Genomic DNA, 18,697 nt, shown 5'->3' with positions numbered 1-18,697 from the left:
TGCGCGCCATGAACAGTTGCTTGCCCACTTCATGTTTCATGACCTTGTTTTTGCTCGGCGGTTGTTCGCTGGAACCGACCTACGAGAAACCCGAAGCACCCATCGACCAGCAATGGCCAGCCAATGCCGCCGGTGAATGTTGCAACGGCAAGCAGGCGTTCGATAAGGACTGGCGCGGTTTTGTAGTCGACGAGCGCCTGCGCCAGTTGATCGACATGGCCCTGGCCAACAATCGCAGCCTGCGCCAGTTCGCGGCCAGTGTCGAAGAGGCGCGGGCCGGGTATGACAGTGCGCGCTCGGGGCTTTTTCCTACCATTGGCATCGACACTTACGCCGGTCGCAGCAAGTTACCGCCATTGGTGCGCACGCCTGGGGGCGGCGATACCGCTGGCAGCATCGCCAATACGTATCAGGCAACGGCGGGTTTTACCTCCTACGAGCTGGACCTGTTCGGGCGTATCCGCAGCCAGCGCAATGCCGCCGGGGCGCGGTTCGAAGCGTCCGAGGCGGATTACCAGGCGGCGCGGCTGGCGCTGATCGGTGAAGTCGCCAGCACCTGGCTGAGCCTCAAGGCCAACCAGCATTTGCTCGACCTGGCGCAGACCACCTGGCAATCCCAGGACCGTTACGGGCAGCTGTTGCGCAAGAGTTATAACCTCGGTTCCAGTGCGCGGATCGATGTCCACCAGGCGGATGCGCAAACCAATACGGCGGCGGTGCAGGTCAATACCTATCGCATGCAAGTGGCGCAGAACACCAATGCGTTGCGGGTGTTGGTGGGGCAGCCGGTGCCGGTGGGGTTGCTGCCGACCGGCGCGCTGGGTGAGCAGATGGCGACGCTGGACGTGCCGGCGGGTTTGCCTTCGGCGCTGGTCGAGCGGCGGCCCGACATCATGTCTGCCGAGGCGCAGCTGCGTGCCGCCAACGCGGATATCGGCGCGGCACGCACGGCGTACTTCCCGACCTTTTCCCTGACCTCGGCCCTGGGCAGCCTGACCGGGGAATTCTCCCAATTGCTCACGGGCCCGGCGCAATTCTGGTCGCTGGCGCTGGCCGGTTCGTTGCCCTTGATCGACGGTGGCGCGCGGCGGGCGCAGGTGGATGCCAGTCACGCCCGTTTCGACGGCCAGGCGGCGGCCTATGAAGCCACGGTGCAGAACGCTTTTCGCGAAGCGGCCGATGCCCTGAATGCGCGGCAGGAAATGCTCAGCCAGGTCGAGTACCAGAAAAAACTGGTGGGGGACTATCAGGAAGCCTACCGGCAGTCGCGCCTGCGCTTCGAGTCGGGGCTCGACAGCTATTTTTCCACCATGGATGCGCAGCGCTCGTTGTTCGATGCGCAGCAGAAATGGGCACAGCTGGAGTTGGCGCGGGAGATCAATCAGGTGACGTTGTACAAGGCGTTGGGAGGAGGGTGGAGCCAGTCGTTGAAGATGGCGGATCGTTGAACCACACAAGTTCACTCACACCACAATCCACTGTGGGAGCGGGCTTGCTCGCGAAGGCGTAGTGTCAGGCAACATCATCGGTGACTGACACTACGCCTTCGCGAGCAAGCCCGCTCCCACAGTTCTATCGCATAATGACCACCTTGGCGTTGGGTCAGGAAATGCCGTGGGGAGTGGGGGACTTGTTGAACAGATGGCAGGCCGTTGTCTTTGGGTTGATGGGCACCTTGTCCGCCTGCGGCACTGGCGAATCCATGGAAAGCTTCGGTGGGCCAACCATGGGCAGCACCTATTCGATCCAGTACGTGCGCCGCGCGGGAGTTCCCGCCCCGGCCGAGGTCCGGATTCAGGTCGAAAAAATCCTCGCTGAAGTCGACCGGCAACTGTCGACCTACCGCAGCGACTCGGACATCGAGCGCTTCAATGCTTTGCCCGCCAATAACTGTCTGGCCATGCCCGCTCCGATCCTCGAATTGGTCCGCATCGGCGAGCAGCTGTCCGTGCAAAGCGACGGCGCCTTCGATCTGACGGTCGAACCGCTGCTCAACCTCTGGGGTTTCGGCCCCCAAGCCCGCGAAGAAAAAATCCCTACGACCCAAGCGTTGGCCGAGGCGCGCCGAAGTGTCGGTCACGATCATCTGCGCATCGATGGCGACCGGCTGTGCAAGGACGCCGCCGTCGAGGTCGACTTCAACAGCCTCGCGGCCGGCTATGCGGTGGACACCATTGCCGCGAAGCTCGAGGCCCTGGGCATCCACGACTACCTCGCCGAAGCCACCGGCGAACTCAAGGCGGCAGGCAGGAAACTCGACGGCTCGCCGTGGCGCATCGCCCTGGAAGAACCCCGCGACGATCAACAAGTGAGCGAGCGCATCATTGCCGTCGACGGCTATGGCTTGTCGACGTCCGGCGACTATAGAAATTATTTCGTACAGGGCGGCCGGCGTTTTTCCCACACCCTTGATGCCCGCACCGGTACACCGGTCTCACACAACCTGGCGTCAGTCACAGTGATTCATCCTTCAGCGCTGATGGCCGATGGCTTATCGACGCTGTTGCTGATTCTCGGCCCGGAGCGGGGTTGGGACTACGCAGAAAAACACGACATCGGCGCATTTTTTGTGATGCGGGTCGATTCAGGTTTCGTCACACGAAGCAGTCACGCTTTTGCCCGCTTGAGTGGCGAAAAAACCGAATGATTGCGGTGATCCGGGCATTGAAACCTGGCGTTGTAGTGCAGGCAAAACTAGCCTACGACGCGACCAAGGGTTAATGTGCGCGGCGTTGACGCTTCTATAGACTGTGTCCGGGTTCTGCATGGGCCCCAAATTGTTCCTTCATGCCACAGATTGGCGTGATTTAGCCGCAGGTGCCGTTGGCGCCACGGCCTGTTCTGAGGAGTACGCATGGCTGTCTACAACTACGACGTGGTGGTGTTGGGTTCCGGCCCGGCGGGGGAAGGCGCGGCAATGAACGCCGCCAAGGCAGGGCGCAAGGTGGCGATGGTCGATAGCCGTCGCCAGGTCGGCGGCAACTGCACTCACTTGGGCACCATCCCGTCCAAGGCACTGCGTCACTCGGTCCGGCAGATCATGCAGTTCAACACCAACCCGATGTTCCGGGCCATTGGTGAGCCGCGCTGGTTTTCCTTCCCGGACGTGTTGAAAAGCGCGGAAAAAGTGATCTCCAAGCAAGTGGCCTCGCGCACCGGCTACTACGCCCGTAACCGCGTCGACGTGTTCTTCGGCACCGGCAGTTTCGCCGACGAGCAAACCATCGAAGTGGTCTGCGCCAATGGCGTGGTGGAAAAGCTGGTGGCCAAGCACATCATCATCGCCACCGGTTCGCGCCCTTATCGCCCGGCGGACATCGATTTCCACCACCCGCGTATCTACGATAGCGACACCATCCTCAGCCTCGGCCACACCCCGCGTAAACTCATCGTTTATGGCGCCGGCGTGATCGGTTGCGAATACGCCTCGATCTTCAGCGGCCTGGGTGTTCTGGTCGAACTGGTGGACAACCGCGGTCAGTTGCTGAGCTTCCTCGACTCGGAAATTTCCCAGGCCCTGAGCTACCACTTCAGCAACAACAACATCACGGTTCGCCACAACGAAGAGTACGACCGCGTCGAAGGCGTGGACAACGGCGTGATCCTGCACCTCAAGTCCGGCAAGAAGATCAAGGCCGACGCCTTGCTCTGGTGTAACGGCCGTACCGGCAACACCGATCAGCTGGGCCTGGAAAACATCGGCGTTAAGGTCAATAGCCGTGGCCAGATCGAAGTCGACGAGGCGTACCGCACTGCCATCCAGAACATCTACGGCGCCGGCGACGTGATCGGCTGGCCGAGCCTGGCCAGTGCCGCCCACGACCAGGGCCGTTCGGCCGCTGGCAGCATTGTCGACAACGGCAGCTGGCGTTTCGTCAACGACGTACCGACCGGGATCTACACCATCCCCGAGATCAGTTCGATCGGCAAGAACGAGCAGGAGCTGACCCAGGCCAAGGTGCCGTATGAAGTGGGCAAGGCGTTCTTCAAGAGCATGGCCCGGGCGCAGATCGCCGGCGAGCCACAAGGCATGCTGAAGATCCTGTTCCACCGTGAAACCCTGGAAGTGCTGGGCGTTCACTGCTTCGGCTACCAGGCATCGGAGATCGTGCACATCGGCCAGGCGATCATGAACCAGCCGGGTGAGCTGAACACCTTGAAGTACTTCGTCAACACCACGTTCAACTACCCGACCATGGCCGAAGCCTATCGGGTCGCCGCGTACGACGGCCTCAACCGGCTTTTTTGAGCGGCTCCGGCCGGTGGCCTGAGCCGGCCGGGGAGACCGATTTCAGCAATTCTCGAGCGTGGCGGTGGCCAAACCGGGAAAGTCTGTAATCAGGCTGTCAACGCCGAAATCAGCGAGCCTGCGCATCAGCGCGGGTTCGTTGACTGTCCACACCGACACATGCAGCCCCTGGCGCTGCGCCTTCTGCAGGCGTTCCGGCGTACACAGGGTCCAGTTCAGCGCCAGGATCTCGCAGCCGTAGCCTTGCGCGACCTTCAATGGGTCGAGCCAGGCGTATTCGGCCACCAGGCCGCGGGACACGTCCGGCACCAGGTCCAGGGCCGCTTTCAGTACTTCCCGCGAACTCGAGGTGATCGTGATCCTGTCCAGCAGGCCATGACGCTGGGCCATTTCACGAATCGCCAGCACCGTCGTGGCGGCGCGGGTGCGTGAAGCGCTCTTGACCTCCAGCTGCCAGTGCTCGAAGTCGCATTTCTCGAACAGCTCTTCCAGGGTCGGAATCGGGCACGGCTTGATCCAGCCCGGGCCACCCTTGCGTGCGTCGTAGGTCACCAGCTCCGCGGCGGTGTGCTCGACCACCTTGCCGCGCCGGTCGGTGGTGCGCTTGAGCGTCGGATCGTGGATGACCATCAGCTCGCCGTCCATGGACAGGTGCAGGTCCAGTTCACAACGGCGCACGCCGTGCTTGAGACATTCCTGAAAGCTGGTCAGGGTATTTTCCGGTGCTTCGCCCTTGGCGCCGCGGTGGCCGTAGATGAGGGTCACGATTATTCCTTGATTTAAATGCCTGATTCGTTCAGTTCGCGGGCCAGGCGTCGTTCCTGGGCCTGCCTTTGCAAGATATGGCGCGCCAACAGTTGTCGCTGGGCGTCGGTCAGGTGTTCGAACTCGGTGCCGACGTCATAGCCCTCGCCCTTGCGGTCGCAATGGGTGACACGCGCGCGCAGCAACAGGCCCAGGGCCTGGGGCATCAGCACCAGCTTGACCGACAGGCGCGAACCGGCGGCGATGGGGGAAGGGTGCTGGAAGTCGATGCCGCCTTCGGAGATGATCACCGGCTGCGGTTCACCGATCTGCCCGAGCACGGTGATGGCGATCACCTGGCTGAGCAGGTCGATGCGCTTGTTCTGGGATTTGAGGAACGCCGCGAGGTTGCGGTCGCGCTCGCTGATCTGGCGCAGCAGGTGCTGCGACTCGAATTCGCTCAGGTGCAGTTCGCTGAGCAGATTGAAGAGTGGGGAAGCATCCTGCAACACTTCCTGCCCGGCGGCTTCGAGGGCAGACAGGGGCCGAATTTCCAGTGCGATCATGTCCTCGATACGGTAGTATTCGCGGCGATCTTCTTCATCTAATGTCGACATGGCGAACCCATGGTAGCGGCGGTGGTCTGAGTGTAAAGCTGGTTATCGACCCCCGCCACAAGGACGTTCCTTTTCCCTCCGAACAAGCCCCGACATGTTCAGACCTCTCTTCGTATTTATAGGCACGCGTTATACCCGTGCAAAGCGTCGCAATCATTTTGTGTCATTCATTTCCCTGACCTCGATGATCGGACTCGCCCTCGGCGTGGTCGTGATGATCGTGGTGCTGTCGGTCATGAACGGCTTCGATCATGAGATGCGCACCCGTGTGCTGGGCATGGTGCCCCACGCGACCATCGAGTCCGGCGAGCCGATCAGCGATTGGCAAGGCCTGGCCGCCAAGGTCAAGCAGAACCCGCAGGTGACGGCTGTAGCACCGTTCACGCAGATGCAGGGTTTGCTGACCAACAACGGCAAGGTCAACAAGATCCTGCTCAATGCCATTGACCCGGCGCAGGAACGCCAGGTGTCGATCATCGACAACTTCATGACCCAGGGCAAACTCGACGACCTGGTGCCGGGCGAGTTCGGTATCGTCATCGGCGACAAGGCGGCGGCCAAGCTCGGTGCGGCCGTGGGCGACAAGCTGACGTTCGTGGCGCCGGAAGTCACCGTGACCCCCGCCGGGATGTTCCCGCGCATGAAGCGCTTTACCGTGGTCGGCATTTTCCATGTCGGCGCCGGCGAGCTCGATGGTTACCTGGGCGTCACCAACCTGCAGGATCTGGCGCGGTTGCATCGCTGGAAGCCGGATCAGGTGCAGGGCCTGCGGCTGAAGTTCGACGACCTGTTCCAGGCTCCGCGCACGGCGTGGAGCATCGCCCGCGAGCTGGGCGAAGACCATTTCTACGCCCGCGACTGGACCCGCACCCACGGCAACCTGTATCAGGCGATCCGCATGGAAAAAGCCATGATCGGCCTGTTGTTGCTGCTGATCGTCGCGGTCGCTGCGTTCAACATCATTTCCACACTGGTAATGGTGGTGAACGACAAGAAGAGCGACATCGCGATCCTGCGTACCCTCGGTGCCACGCCGGGCACGATCATGCGCACCTTCATGGTCCAGGGTACGGTGATCGGCGTGGTCGGCACGGCCATCGGCGCGGTGGTCGGGATTTTCGCCGCGCTCAATGTCAGCGCGGCCATCTCGGCGCTTGAAGGCCTGATCGGCCACAAGTTTCTCAACGCCGACGTGTATTTCATCGATTACCTGCCGTCGCAGGTGCAGAGCCAGGATGTCCTGATGGTCTGCTGCGCGGCGTTGGTCCTGAGTTTCCTCGCCACCCTGTATCCCGCCTGGCGTGCCGCGCGCACCCAGCCGGCGGAGGCGTTACGTTATGAGTGAGTCGGGCATGAGTGATAAAGCAATCTTGAGCTGCCGCAGCCTGGGCAAGTCCTACGAGGAAGGCCCGGAGTCGGTTGAAGTGTTGGCGGGCCTGCAACTGGAGTTGCACCCGGGCGAGCGTGTGGCGATTGTCGGCAAGTCGGGCTCGGGCAAGAGTACCTTGCTCAACCTGCTGGGCGGCCTCGATACGCCGACCAAGGGCAGCGTCTGGCTCGACGGCGAAGAGCTGTCGGCATTGAGCGAAAAGAAGCGCGGGCTGCTGCGTAACCGCGCCCTGGGCTTCGTGTACCAGTTTCACCACCTGCTGCCGGAATTCACCGCCCTGGAAAACGTCTGCATGCCGTTGCTGATCGGCAAGACCGCGATCCCCGAGGCGCGTAAACGTGCCACGGCGTTGCTGACGCGGGTAGGGCTGGGCCATCGCCTGGAGCACAAGCCGGCGGAATTGTCCGGTGGCGAGCGCCAGCGTGTGGCCATCGCCCGCGCCCTGGTGAACAATCCAGGCCTTGTGATGCTCGACGAGCCGACCGGCAACCTCGACTCCCACACCGCCCAGGGCATCCAGGACTTGATGCTGGAACTCAGCACCTCGATGCGCACCGCGTTCCTGGTGGTGACCCACGACATGAACCTGGCTCGCCAGATGGACCGCGTCCTGCACTTGCAGGAAGGTTGCCTGACGCCTATCTGACCGCTTGCCACCCGACGGCGCTGAAAAGCCCGTCGGGTCTTTTATTTTCATACGGTGCCCCAGCGAATGTTCAGACCGTTATCGATCTTTATCGGCACGCGCTATACCCGCGCCAAGCGCCGCAATCGCTTCGTTTCCTTCATCTCGATGACCTCGATGATCGGCCTCGCCCTGGGCGTGCTGGCGATGATCGTGGTGCTGTCGGTGATGAACGGCTTCCAGCGCGAAATGAGCTCACGCATTCTCGGCATGGTCCCGCACGCGACCATCGTCGGGGTCAATCCCATCGATGACTGGCAGCCCGTGGCGGCCGCCGCGATGAAAAACCCGCAAGTGACGGCCGCCGTGCCGTTCACCGAGATGGAAGGCATGCTGTCCTACAAGGGCACGATGCAGCCGATCCAGGTCAGCGGCGTCGATCCGGCGCTGGAAGGGAAGGTGTCGATCGTTGCCCAGCATATCGTCCAGGGGCGCCTGGATGCCTTGAAACCGGGTGAGTTTGGCGTGGTGATCGGCGAGATCACGGCGCGGCGGTTTCGCCTGAATGTCGGTGACAAGATCACCCTGATCGTGCCGGAAGTCAGCAATGCGCCGGGGGGTATCACCCCGCGCATGCAGCGGCTGAACGTGGTCGGGGTGTTCAAGGTCGGTGCCGAGCTGGACGGTTCGATGGCGCTGATCCACATGGCCGATGCCGCGGCGATGCAGCATTGGGCGCCGAACCAGGTGCAAAGCGTGCGCCTGGCGGTGAAGGACCTGTACGCCGCGCCGCAAGTGTCGAGCGACATCGCCAGTGGCTTGGGCGGTGCCTACAAGGCTGACGACTGGACCCACACCCAGGGCAGCCTGTTCAGTGCGATGAAGATGGAAAAAACCATGATCGGCCTGTTGTTGCTGATGATTGTCGCGGTGGCGGCGTTCAACATCATCGCGACCTTGATCATGGTCGTGAACGACAAGGGCGCGGACATCGCGATTTTGCGCACCATCGGCGCCACGCCTCGGCAGATCATGGCGATCTTCATCGTGCAGGGCACCGTGATCGGGATCGTCGGCACCTTGATCGGTGGCGTGCTGGGGGTGATTGCGGCGTTGAACGTCAGCGCGATGGTGGGTTGGGTAGAGCGGGTCAGCGGGCAGCACATCTTCAGTTCCGATGTGTATTTCGTCAGCAACCTGCCGTCCGAATTGCAGGGCGCAGACGTCGCGCTGATCTGCACGGCAGGGTTTGTCATGAGCTTCCTGGCCACGGTTTACCCGGCGTGGCGCGCGGCGAAGATCGAGCCGGCTCACGCGTTGCGGTATTCGTAACACCGCTTTCGCGAGCAAGCCCGCTCCCACATTGGATCTGCTGTGCTCACAAATCCAATGTGGGAGCGAGCCTGCTCGCGAAGGGGCCGGACCTGCCGGCCTCAATCTCCCTTGGGCAGCTCAATCACAAACCGCGTCCACCCATCAGCCGACTCACACCGAATCTGCCCGCCATGGGCACGGACAATCGACTGGGTAATCGCCAACCCCAACCCCGCATGCTCACTGCTGCCCTCATGGCGCGCCGGATCGGCCCGGTAAAAACGGTCAAACAGCCGCGGCAGCAAATCCGCTGAAATCCCGTCACCGCTATTTTCCACTGTCAGCCTCAAGCCATCGACCCGATCGATAATCCGCACCCGCACCTCCCCCCCGGCCGGGGTAAACCGCAACGCATTGTCCAGCAAATTAGACAGCGCCCGACGCAGCATGCTGCGGTCGCCTTGCAGGCGAGCGTGCCCGTCGCGCTTGAGCGTCACCCGCGCGTCCTCGGCCAGCGGCGCAAAAAACTCCAGCAACACATCCACTTCCTCCGCCAGTGCCAGCGGTTCGCGCTTGGGCATCAGCAGGCCGTGGTCGGCTTTGGCCAGGTACAGCATGTCGTTGACCAGTTGCGCCATCCATTGCAGCTCTTCGAGGTTGCTGTGCAGCGCCTCGCGGTAATCCTCAAGGGGCCGTTCTCGAGTGAGGGTGACCTGGGTGTGGGTCAGCAGGTTCGACAGCGGCGTGCGTAGCTCATGGGCGATGTCGGCGGAGAAGGCCGAGAGCCGCTGGAAAGAGTCGTCGAGGCGCCCGAGCATGGCGTTGAAGTGGTGGGCCATTTCGGCAAGTTCCGGCGGCATGTTTTCTTCCGGCAGGCGTGCGTTCAGCGATTGCGCCGAGACCCCGCGCGCGACCGCGCTCATGCGGCGCAATGGTCGCAGGCCGCTGCGGGCCGCCCAGGCACCGAGCAGGGCAGTCGCCAGGGCGGACAGGCTGACCGTCAGCCAGATCAGGTGTTGCATGCGCTGCAGAAAATGCTGGTGATGGGTGATGTCCAGCAGCAGGGTCAGTTGCGGCGAATCGGGCTTGTCGAGGTACAGCGGCGCGTTCAGCACGCGGTAATCGGTGCCGTCGTGACTCACCGTGGACAAGCCGGGCTGGCGCGGCAATGTCTGCGGCAGGCGCGGGGAGCTGTCATACCAGCGGCGACCGTCGCTGCCACTGATGCGCAGAGACAGATCGGACTGTTGGCTCAGTTCGTCGGCCAGCCGGGTTTCACGGTCGCTTGACTGAATGTCCGGCAACGCCCGTCGCAGCCCGATCAGCCTGGCGTCCAGCAACTGTTGATCGAGCTCGATGAAGTGCGCCTCGCTGGCGCGGCTGAACAGCACGCCGGCGAACATCGAGACCACGGCGGTGCAAGCGGCGAACAGCAGGGCCAGGCGAGCGCTCAAGGACAGCCGGCGCATCAGGGCTGGCGCTCTTCAAGTACGTAGCCCATGCCGCGCACGGTGTGGATCAGTTTGTTCGGGAACTCGTCGTCGATTTTCAGGCGCAAGCGGCGGATCGCGACTTCGATGACGTTGGTTTCGCTGTCGAAATTCATGTCCCAGACCTGGGACGCGATCAGTGATTTGGGCAGGACTTCGCCCTGGCGGCGCAGGAGCATTTCCAGCAGGGCGAACTCCTTGGCGGTCAGGTCGATGCGTTGGCCGCTGCGTTCGACCCGGCGGCGGATCAGGTCCAGGCGCAGGTCGGCCAGTTGCAGGCTGGTTTCCTGGGGCGGGGTACTGCCACGGCGCAACAGGCTGCGGACCCGGGCGAGTAGCTCGGAGAAGGCGAACGGCTTGACCAGGTAATCGTCGGCGCCGAGTTCCAGGCCGTGTACCCGGTCTTCCACGGCGTCCCGGGCAGTCAGGAACAGTACCGGCGTGTCGAGGCCGGCATTGCGCACCGCTTGCAGGATCTGCCAGCCATCGCGCCCGGGCAGCATCACGTCGAGAATCAACAGGGCATAGCCGCCACTCAGCGCCAGTTGCTGGCCGGTGCTGCCGTCGGCCACCAGTTCCGTGGTGAATCCCGCCTCGGTCAGGCCCTGGCGCAGGTATTGGCCGGTTTTCGGTTGGTCTTCGACGATCAGCAGTTTCATGGGCGACTCGGGCTAAAGGGAACGACAGCGTTATACCGTGGGCGACGACGCTGCGGGCCTTGCTGACAAAGTTGTAATCTGGTTGTCAGGTAACGGGCAGCGGTAGCAGTTTAGAGTTTTCCACAGGCTGAACCTTAATCTTGTTGGAGTACGTCGATGTTTTTGCGCAAATCCCTGTTGTTGGCCAGCTGTCTGTTGGCGCTGAGTTCGCCGGTGTCGGCGTCCCCGGCGCAAACCTGGGATTTCGGTCAGCCGGCACCGGCTGCCAAGGCGACCCGCAGCATCGAGGTGGACATGGCTGACATGACGTTCACTCCCAAGTCGATCGAGATCAAGGCCGGGGAAACGGTGCGCTTCGTGCTGGTCAATAAAGGCCAGTTGCTGCACGAATTCAACCTCGGCGATGCGGCGATGCATGCCCGGCACCAGCAGGAAATGCTGCAGATGCAGGAACACGGCATGCTCACGCCTACCGGCATGCAGGCAATGGACCACAGCGCCATGGCCGGAATGGGGCATGCCATGCAACACGACGACCCCAACAGCGTGCTGGTGGCGCCGGGCAAGACCGCCGAGCTGACCTGGACTTTCAGCGAGGCCACCCGCCTTGAATTTGCCTGCAACATTCCTGGTCATTACCAGGCTGGCATGGTGGGCAAGTTGACTGTCAGTCAGTAAGCACTCAAAGGCTGCGGCAAAGGCTGGTAGAATCCGCTGATTCTTCAGTCAGGTTTCCGCCATGCATCCCGCAGCCGAACACTCGCCGCTGGGCAAATCCAGCGAATACATCGCCACTTACACACCGTCCCTGCTATTCCCGATCCCGCGCACCGCGAAATGGGCCGAGCTGGGCCTGACGGCGCAAACCCTGCCGTATAGCGGCGTGGATTTCTGGAACTGCTTCGAACTGTCGTGGTTGTTGCCGTCGGGCAAGCCGGTGGTGGCGATCGGCGAGTTCAGCATTCCGGCGGATTCGCCGAACATCATCGAATCCAAGTCGTTCAAGCTCTACCTCAACTCCTTGAACCAGACGCCGTTTGCCGACACCGCCAGCCTTGAAGCCACCCTGGCCAAAGACCTGTCGGCCGCCGCCGGCAAGACCGTGGGCGTGCGCATCCGCAGCCTGAAAGAGGTCGAGGCCGAAGGTGTAGTGGCGTTGCCGGGTGTGTGCATTGACGACCTGGACATCAGCGTCAGCAACTACGAGCACCCGCGTCCGGAACTGCTGCGTTGCGATGACTCGCGTATTGTCGAGGAGAGCGTGCACAGCCATTTGCTCAAGTCCAATTGCCCGGTCACCAGCCAGCCGGACTGGGGCAGTGTGGCGGTGGAGTACCGTGGCGCGGCGCTGGATCACGCAAGCCTGCTCGAATACATCGTCAGCTTCCGCCAGCACTCGGACTTCCATGAGCAGTGCGTGGAGCGGATTTTCCTTGATTTGCAGCGGTTGCTGAAGCCGGAAAAACTGACGGTGTATGCACGGTATGTGCGGCGGGGCGGGTTGGATATCAACCCGTATCGCAGTACTGAAGAAGTGCAGTTGCCGAACCACCGCCTGGTTCGTCAATAAAAATCCAGAATGTGCGATATCCAATGTGGGAGCGAGCCTGCTCGCGAATGCGGTGTGTCATTCAGCGGTGATGTCGACTGACACGGCGCCTTCGCGAGCAGGCTCGCTCCCACAGGGGACGGTGTTTCAACGTGTAGAAATGAAAAAGCCCTGCCAGTGCTGGCAGGGCTTTTTTTGTATGGCGGGGCAATCAGATCCCCATGCTGTACAGGGCCGTGCCAATCCGGCGCAGGGCGTCGGAGAGGGTCGGATGTTCGAGTTCGAAGCGTTCGACGGCCAGGTTGACGTTATCGACGAGGTTGACGTCCTGGGTCTTGGTTTCCAGTTCCAGCTCAAATTCGATCTGTTGCATCAGGTTGTGCAGGTCCTCACGCTCGACGTCGGTCAGCGGAGGATTCTTGTCCAATTGCTCGCGCAGGGCATTGAGCTGGTCTTGCAGTTCGCGGGCAGACATGGCGTTCTTCCTTTTATCGATAGGCACTGGCATAGACCGCGACGGCGCGCCAAAGGTCTATGGCTTACCTTAAGATTAATCCACTCGCGCGAACACTGCATGATCTCTGTCAGGGCTTTTCGCCCTTCAGCCGACGCAAGCTGATGTCTGCCAGGCAGGTGTCGAGCTCACCGAGGTGATCGATCACCGAATGCACGCCCAGGCTGAACAGCTGCACCGTGGCCTTGCTACGCTTGATGTCGCGCTCCTGTGCGGACAATGCCTGCCATTGCGCTGGGGACAGCCCGCAGAGGGAGCCGCAGGACGCCAGGCCGATGGTCCACAACCCGGCATTGAGGCCCGATTGCAGCAGTCGCGGCTCGCCGCTGACCAGCACGCAACCATCCAGGCGTTCGATGTCCAGGGCCATCAAGGCTTGCCAGCAGGCATCCGGTGCCGGCCAGGGTTTGATTGTTGCAAACTGTTGCAGCGGCTGCAGGGGCGGCGAAGGCTTGATCCATTGCGGCAGCCCGATCGCCAAGGCATGGCTGGTCGAGGGAGGCAGCTCATCGAGCCAGGCACAGGGGATCTGCTGGCGCTGCAAGCTGTGCAGGCTGTCCAGGGCGCCGGGGGTGGCCTCGGCGTGGGCGGCGCCAGGGTCGCCCTGCAGGCGCGTACAGGCGCCGAAATCCACCAGGCAACCACTCAGGCCGAACAGCACGGCAGTCAGGTTGGGCGCGGTTTGCGGGGTGATTTCGGCGTGCGGCATGTCAACGTCCCTGAAATAGCCTCAAGGCTAAGGGGCGACGGTGACAGTTGAGTGACACTGGGGTGAATCGCTCGCGCAGCACGGGGAGCGGGCCCTATGCTGCCTAAAGTGGCCGATCCGTCTTATACTGCGGTCTTTGCGCCGGGCCAAGCGCCCGGTGACGGTACAGTCCAAGGAGTTTTTCTATGCGCTGGAGCAATCCTCTCGCTCGGCTTTGTGTGTGCGCCAGTGCGCTGCTGGTTCCGTTTGCCGCCCAGGCCGCCTCGGAAGATGATCCTTGGGAAGGCATCAATCGTCCGATCTTCCAGTTCAACGATTTCGTCGATACCTATGCCTTGAAACCCCTGGCCCAGGGCTATCAGTTCGTGACGCCACAGTTTTTTGAAGATGGCATCCACAACATGTTTCGCAACGTCGGCGATGTGACCAACCTCGCCAACAACATCCTGCAGGTCAAACCCCATGCGGCGGGTGTCGACACCGCGCGCCTGCTCTTCAACACCACTTTCGGGCTGCTGGGCTTCTTCGATGTGGGTACAAAGATGGGCCTGCAGCGCAACGATGAAGACTTCGGCCAGACCCTGGGTTACTGGGGCGTTGGTAGCGGTCCCTATGTGATGCTGCCGCTGCTTGGCCCGAGCACGCTGCGGGATGCGCCTTCGAAGTACGTTGACGGCTACACCGGCCCGTACCGCTACATCAACGATGTGCCGGTGCGTAACTCGATCTTCGGCCTGAACATTGTCGATACCCGGGCGAGCCTGCTGTCCTCCGAGAAGCTGATCACCGGCGACAAGTACACCTTCATCCGTAATGCCTACCTGCAGAACCGCGAATTCAAGGTGAAAGACGGCCAGGTCGAAGACGATTTCTGATTTCGAGCGGTAAAGACAAGGCGGCCATCGAGCCGCCTTGTTCGTTTTTATCGCTGTGCGCGACCTAACATTGGGTTTCGGTTTTGCAGGTTCTTATAACTCCCGGTGATTTGAAAACTGTCGGCGTCAAGCGACCATCGGTGTGAGCTTGAAACGCCTCGCGGATGGGAGTACCGTCTGCGCCTTAGAAGGGCACCTCTGGTGTACGTGTGGATCGGGCAATTGCTCGAAAACAGTGCAGCAGAGAGGCTAGAAAGCGAATCCAGTAGTCAGAGCCGGGCCAAAATCCGAGCCGCTACGCCAACCTAATTCTGGCGCCGTTTGCCCACATGCCAAAAACCAGTGCCACGCTGCTGATAATCGATGATGACGAAGTAGTGCGCGCGAGCCTCGCGGCCTATTTGGAAGACAGTGGTTTCAGCGTCTTGCAGGCCAGCAATGGCCAGCAGGGTCTTCAGGTATTCGAGCAAGACAAGCCCGACTTGGTCATCTGCGATCTGCGCATGCCACAGATGGGCGGGCTCGAACTCATCCGCCAGGTCACCGAACTGTCGCCGCAAACGCCGGTGATCGTGGTGTCGGGTGCCGGCGTCATGAACGACGCGGTCGAGGCCTTGCGCCTGGGTGCGGCGGACTACCTGATCAAGCCTCTCGAAGATCTGGCCGTGCTCGAGCACTCGGTGCGTCGGGCCCTGGATCGCGCGCGCCTGCTGATGGAAAACCAGCGCTACCGCGAGAAGCTGGAGAAGGCCAACCGCGAGCTCGCCGCCAGCCTGAACCTGCTCCAGGAAGACCAGAACGCCGGTCGCCAGGTGCAGATGAACATGCTGCCGGTCAGTCCCTGGGCTATCGACGACTTCAAGTTTGCCCACCAGATCATTCCGTCGCTGTATCTGTCGGGTGATTTTGTCGACTATTTCCGGGTCGACGAGCGTCGGGTGGCGTTCTACCTGGCGGATGTTTCCGGTCATGGCGCCTCTTCAGCCTTCGTCACCGTGCTGTTGAAATTCATGACCACGCGCCTGTTGTTCGAGTCCAAGCGCAACGGCACCTTGCCGGAATTCAAGCCGTCAGAAGTCCTTGGGCATATCAACCGGGGCCTGATCAGTTGTAAGCTGGGTAAACACGTCACAATGGTCGGTGGAGTCATCGACGAGGAGACAGGTTTGTTGACCTATAGCATCGGTGGTCATCTGCCGTTGCCAGTGTTGTACACACCCGACAGTGTTCGTTACCTGGAAGGGCGTGGTCTGCCGGTAGGCCTCTTCAATGAAGCCACCTATGAAGATCACGTGCTGGAATTGCCGCCGACGTTCAGCCTGACGCTGATGTCTGATGGCATTCTGGATCTTTTGCCAGAACCCACACTCAAAGAAAAAGAAGCTGCGTTGCCCGAACGGGTCAAGGCGGCGGGCGGCAGCCTGGATGGCCTGCGGCAGGTTTTTGGATTGGCCACGCTAGGGGAGATGCCGGATGATATCGCCCTGTTGGTGTTGAGCAGGAATCTTTGATGAGTACCGGTAGAATCCAGTTCGCCGAGCAGGACGGCACCTTTGTCCTGAAATTCGTCGGTGAAGTTCGCCTGACCCTGTGTTCGGCGTTGGATGCGACTATTGATCGGATCTTCACCGCGTTGAATTTCAACGCGATCGTGATCGACCTGACCGAAACCCGCAGCATCGACAGCACGACCCTGGGCCTGCTGGCCAAACTGTCGATCCTGTCGCGGCAGAAGGTCGGGCTGCTGCCCACCGTTGTCACCACCCACGAAGACATCACCCGTCTGTTGCAGTCGATGGGGTTCGAGCAGGTGTTCAACATCGTCGACCAGCCGGTGCCATGCCCGGAATGCCTGGACGACCTGCCTGATCAGGATCAGTCGGAAGAGGTGGTGCGGATCAAGGTGCTGGAAGCGCACAAGATCCTCATGGGCTTGAACGACTCCAATCGTGAAGCCTTTCATGACCTGGTGAATGCGCTGGAGCGGCATTGATTTCTCAGGCGCAGCGGCGACCCTGCTGACGCCTTCGCTGGCAAGCCAGCTCCTACAATGGGTTATGCGAGACTGAGCACAGACTGCATAAAAAAGGGCGAACCCAACAAGGTTCGCCCTTTTTGCATTTCACCGATCCGGATTACAGCTTGGCCTGCAACAGCGCCTCCAGCTTCTCCTGGTCCCGGGCGAACTGGCGGATGCCCTCGGCCAGTTTCTCGGTGGCCATGGCGTCCTCGTTGGACAGCCAGCGGAACTGCGCTTCATTGAGGTTCAGGCGCGCTTCACCGGCGCTGCCCGGGGCCAGTTTACGTTCCAGCTTGCCGGTGTCCGCCGCCAGCTTGTCGATCAGGTCCGGGCTGATGGTCAGGCGGTCGCAACCCGCCAATTGCTCGATCTGGCCGAGGTTGCGGAAGCTTGCGCCCATGACCACGGTCTTGTAGTCATTGGCCTTGTAGTAGTTGTAGATGCGGGTCACCGACTGCACGCCCGGATCGTCCGCGCCGACGTAGTCGTTACCGTTGGCTTTCTTGTACCAGTCGTAGATGCGGCCCACGAACGGCGAAATCAGGAACACCCCGGCGTCGGCGCAGGCAGCTGCCTGGGCGAACGAGAACAGCAGGGTCAGGTTGGTCTGGATGCCTTCCTTTTCCAGGATCTCGGCAGCGCGGATGCCTTCCCAGGTGGAGGCGATCTTGATCAGCACCCGGTCGCGGCCGATGCCGGCCTTTTCGTACAGCTCGATCAGACGGTGCGCGCGCTTCAATACGGCGTCAGTGTCGAACGACAGGCGTGCATCCACTTCGGTGGAAATGCGGCCTGGAATCACCTTGAGGATTTCCTGTCCGACCGCGACGCCAAAGCGGTCGCTGGCCAGGCCCACATCGCCCTTGCAGTCGGCGACGCAAGCGTTGAGCAGTTCGGCATAAGCAGGAATGGCCGCTGCCTTGAGCAGTAGGGAAGGGTTGGTGGTGGCGTCCACGGGCTTGACGCGAGCGATTGCTTCGAAGTCGCCGGTGTCGGCAACCACGGTGGTCATCTGTTTGAGTTGTTCCAGCTTGGAAGTCATGGGCGTGCTCTGTCCTATGGGTCTGATGACATTACCCGAGCGCTGACAGCCACTCAAGGGCATGTAGGTGTATCGATGGCCCCAGTGGCAACAACCGCAAAACGGCTGTTTGAATGGAGGGGCGCGGTATCGCTAGATAGGATGCCGAAACGCCGCGCAGGTTCCGGGGAACTGACCATCGCTGCAATCTCATGGACGACAAATACATTTGTGGGAGCGGGTTTGCTCGCGAAGGCGTCGTGTCAGTCAACATAGCTATCGACTGACACGACGCCTTCGCGAGCAAGCCCGCTCCCACAGTTGATCGGTGTGTTGATCAGACGCGGAACTGGTCCATCAGGCTCTGCTGTTGATTGGCCAAGCGGTTTAGTGACTGGCTCACCCGCGCCGACTCATTGGCCTGCCCCGACAGCGACTCGGTGACGTCGCGGATGGTCGCCACGTTGTGGTTGATTTCCTCGGCCACGGCGCTTTGCTCTTCGGCGGCGCTGGCGATCTGCAGGTTCATGTCGCTGATCACGGTGACCGCGTCGCCGATCTGCTGCAGCGCCGTCACGGCCTGGCCCACCTGTTCGACGCTGTCCTGGGCCTGGCGGTGGCTGTTGCCCATCGAGCCGACCACGTCCTGGGTACCGCTTTGCAGTTGCTCGATGACCACGCGGGTTTCTTCCACCGACTCCTGGGTGCGGCGCGCCAGGTTGCGCACTTCATCGGCGACCACGGCGAAGCCGCGCCCGGCTTCACCGGCACGGGCAGCTTCGATGGCGGCATTGAGGGCCAGCAGGTTGGTCTGTTCGGCAATGGCGCGGATCACTTCCAGTACCGAGCCGATTTTCTCGCTGTTGGCCGCCAGGCCTTCGACCTGGACCATCGCTGCGCTCATGTCGGCGGCGAGGTTGT

At 61.6% G+C, this 18,697-nt stretch carries 18 protein-coding genes and 1 pseudogene; 11 read left to right on the top strand and 8 right to left on the bottom strand.

The window, feature by feature from the left end; genetic code table 11:
- The first annotated feature begins 8 nt into the window (after positions 1 to 8).
- The 3 genes from NQL71_RS09355 (at position 9) to sthA (ending at position 4,249) form a co-directional block, all read left to right on the top strand.
- Positions 9 to 1,448, top strand: coding sequence for an efflux transporter outer membrane subunit (locus NQL71_RS09355; protein ID WP_274642555.1), 1,440 nt, complete (start codon positions 9 to 11; stop codon positions 1,446 to 1,448).
- 161 nt (positions 1,449 to 1,609) lie between these two features.
- Positions 1,610 to 2,647 (top strand): FAD:protein FMN transferase, encoded by a 1,038-nt coding sequence (locus tag NQL71_RS09350; RefSeq protein WP_425520681.1) that lies wholly within the window; start codon positions 1,610 to 1,612, stop codon positions 2,645 to 2,647.
- A gap of 207 nt (positions 2,648 to 2,854) precedes the next feature.
- A complete protein-coding gene (sthA, locus tag NQL71_RS09345; RefSeq protein WP_008064424.1) occupies positions 2,855 to 4,249 on the top strand; it encodes a Si-specific NAD(P)(+) transhydrogenase in 1,395 nt (464 codons plus the stop codon).
- Between the two features lie 42 nt (positions 4,250 to 4,291).
- Here the strand turns inward: sthA and NQL71_RS09340 are convergent, their stop codons facing one another.
- A complete protein-coding gene (locus tag NQL71_RS09340; protein ID WP_046819529.1) occupies positions 4,292 to 5,014 on the bottom strand; it encodes a glycerophosphodiester phosphodiesterase in 723 nt (240 codons plus the stop codon).
- A 14-nt stretch (positions 5,015 to 5,028) separates the two neighbouring features.
- Entirely contained in the window at positions 5,029 to 5,610 is a 582-nt protein-coding gene (locus NQL71_RS09335) for a PilZ domain-containing protein (protein ID WP_046819530.1), read from the bottom strand.
- 94 nt (positions 5,611 to 5,704) lie between these two features.
- Between NQL71_RS09335 and NQL71_RS09330 the strand changes: the two genes are divergently transcribed.
- The 3 genes from NQL71_RS09330 (at position 5,705) to NQL71_RS09320 (ending at position 8,957) form a co-directional block, all read left to right on the top strand.
- Positions 5,705 to 6,955: a lipoprotein-releasing ABC transporter permease subunit gene (locus NQL71_RS09330; RefSeq protein WP_046819531.1), complete on the top strand. Its 1,251-nt coding sequence runs from the start codon at positions 5,705 to 5,707 to the stop codon at positions 6,953 to 6,955.
- Between the two features lie 7 nt (positions 6,956 to 6,962).
- A complete protein-coding gene (gene lolD, locus NQL71_RS09325; protein WP_162837844.1) occupies positions 6,963 to 7,646 on the top strand; it encodes a lipoprotein-releasing ABC transporter ATP-binding protein LolD in 684 nt (227 codons plus the stop codon).
- A 66-nt stretch (positions 7,647 to 7,712) separates the two neighbouring features.
- Positions 7,713 to 8,957: a lipoprotein-releasing ABC transporter permease subunit gene (locus NQL71_RS09320; RefSeq protein WP_274642554.1), complete on the top strand. Its 1,245-nt coding sequence runs from the start codon at positions 7,713 to 7,715 to the stop codon at positions 8,955 to 8,957.
- 101 nt (positions 8,958 to 9,058) lie between these two features.
- Here the strand turns inward: NQL71_RS09320 and NQL71_RS09315 are convergent, their stop codons facing one another.
- Both NQL71_RS09315 and NQL71_RS09310 read right to left on the bottom strand, forming a co-directional pair.
- Positions 9,059 to 10,408 (bottom strand): heavy metal sensor histidine kinase, encoded by a 1,350-nt coding sequence (locus NQL71_RS09315; protein WP_274642553.1) that lies wholly within the window; start codon positions 10,406 to 10,408, stop codon positions 9,059 to 9,061.
- The gene (locus NQL71_RS09310) at positions 10,408 to 11,088 is read right to left on the bottom strand and encodes a heavy metal response regulator transcription factor (RefSeq protein ID WP_166618960.1); all 681 of its coding nucleotides are present in this window, start codon (positions 11,086 to 11,088) and stop codon (positions 10,408 to 10,410) included. Before NQL71_RS09310 ends, NQL71_RS09315 begins: the two co-directional genes overlap by 1 nt.
- A 156-nt stretch (positions 11,089 to 11,244) precedes the next feature.
- Between NQL71_RS09310 and copI the strand changes: the two genes are divergently transcribed.
- Together copI and queF are read left to right on the top strand one after the other, a co-directional pair.
- Entirely contained in the window at positions 11,245 to 11,766 is a 522-nt protein-coding gene (copI, locus tag NQL71_RS09305) for a copper-resistant cuproprotein CopI (RefSeq protein ID WP_077183915.1), read from the top strand.
- A gap of 61 nt (positions 11,767 to 11,827) precedes the next feature.
- Positions 11,828 to 12,658, top strand: coding sequence for an NADPH-dependent 7-cyano-7-deazaguanine reductase QueF (queF, locus tag NQL71_RS09300; RefSeq protein ID WP_274642552.1), 831 nt, complete (start codon positions 11,828 to 11,830; stop codon positions 12,656 to 12,658).
- A gap of 190 nt (positions 12,659 to 12,848) precedes the next feature.
- On the opposite strand, the gene NQL71_RS09290 is transcribed toward queF, so the two are convergent.
- Positions 12,849 to 13,112: a DUF4404 family protein gene (locus tag NQL71_RS09290; RefSeq protein ID WP_046819538.1), complete on the bottom strand. Its 264-nt coding sequence runs from the start codon at positions 13,110 to 13,112 to the stop codon at positions 12,849 to 12,851.
- A gap of 109 nt (positions 13,113 to 13,221) precedes the next feature.
- Positions 13,222 to 13,860: an HAD superfamily inactivated hydrolase PcrP gene (pcrP, locus tag NQL71_RS09285; protein ID WP_274642551.1), complete on the bottom strand. Its 639-nt coding sequence runs from the start codon at positions 13,858 to 13,860 to the stop codon at positions 13,222 to 13,224.
- Between the two features lie 185 nt (positions 13,861 to 14,045).
- Here pcrP and NQL71_RS09280 point away from each other — a divergent pair, with 185 nt between their 5' ends.
- The 3 genes from NQL71_RS09280 (at position 14,046) to rssC (ending at position 16,728) form a co-directional block, all read left to right on the top strand.
- Complete coding sequence (locus tag NQL71_RS09280) at positions 14,046 to 14,735, top strand: MlaA family lipoprotein (protein WP_046819540.1); 690 nt, start codon at positions 14,046 to 14,048, stop codon at positions 14,733 to 14,735.
- Between the two features lie 329 nt (positions 14,736 to 15,064).
- A complete protein-coding gene (gene rssB / locus NQL71_RS09275) occupies positions 15,065 to 16,246 on the top strand; it encodes a two-component system response regulator RssB (RefSeq protein WP_046819541.1) in 1,182 nt (393 codons plus the stop codon).
- On the top strand, positions 16,246 to 16,728 hold the full coding sequence (gene rssC, locus NQL71_RS09270) for an anti-sigma factor antagonist RssC (RefSeq protein WP_020798473.1): 483 nt from the start codon (positions 16,246 to 16,248) through the stop codon (positions 16,726 to 16,728). Before rssB ends, rssC begins: the two co-directional genes overlap by 1 nt.
- 142 nt (positions 16,729 to 16,870) lie before the next feature.
- On the opposite strand, the gene tal is transcribed toward rssC, so the two are convergent.
- Positions 16,871 to 17,797 (bottom strand): transaldolase, encoded by a 927-nt coding sequence (gene tal, locus NQL71_RS09265; RefSeq protein ID WP_046819542.1) that lies wholly within the window; start codon positions 17,795 to 17,797, stop codon positions 16,871 to 16,873.
- Between the two features lie 316 nt (positions 17,798 to 18,113).
- Positions 18,114 to 18,626: pseudogene (locus tag NQL71_RS36765) on the bottom strand (methyl-accepting chemotaxis protein); the annotation flags it as partial.
- Between the last annotated feature and the right edge of the window lie 71 nt (positions 18,627 to 18,697).

It is taken from the genome of Pseudomonas serbica (genome assembly GCF_028823535.1).
In the GTDB taxonomy this organism is placed as follows: domain Bacteria; phylum Pseudomonadota; class Gammaproteobacteria; order Pseudomonadales; family Pseudomonadaceae; genus Aquipseudomonas; species Aquipseudomonas serbica.
The sequence above is the reverse complement of the archived record's forward strand: the minus strand, read 5'-3'. Positions and strand labels throughout refer to the sequence as shown.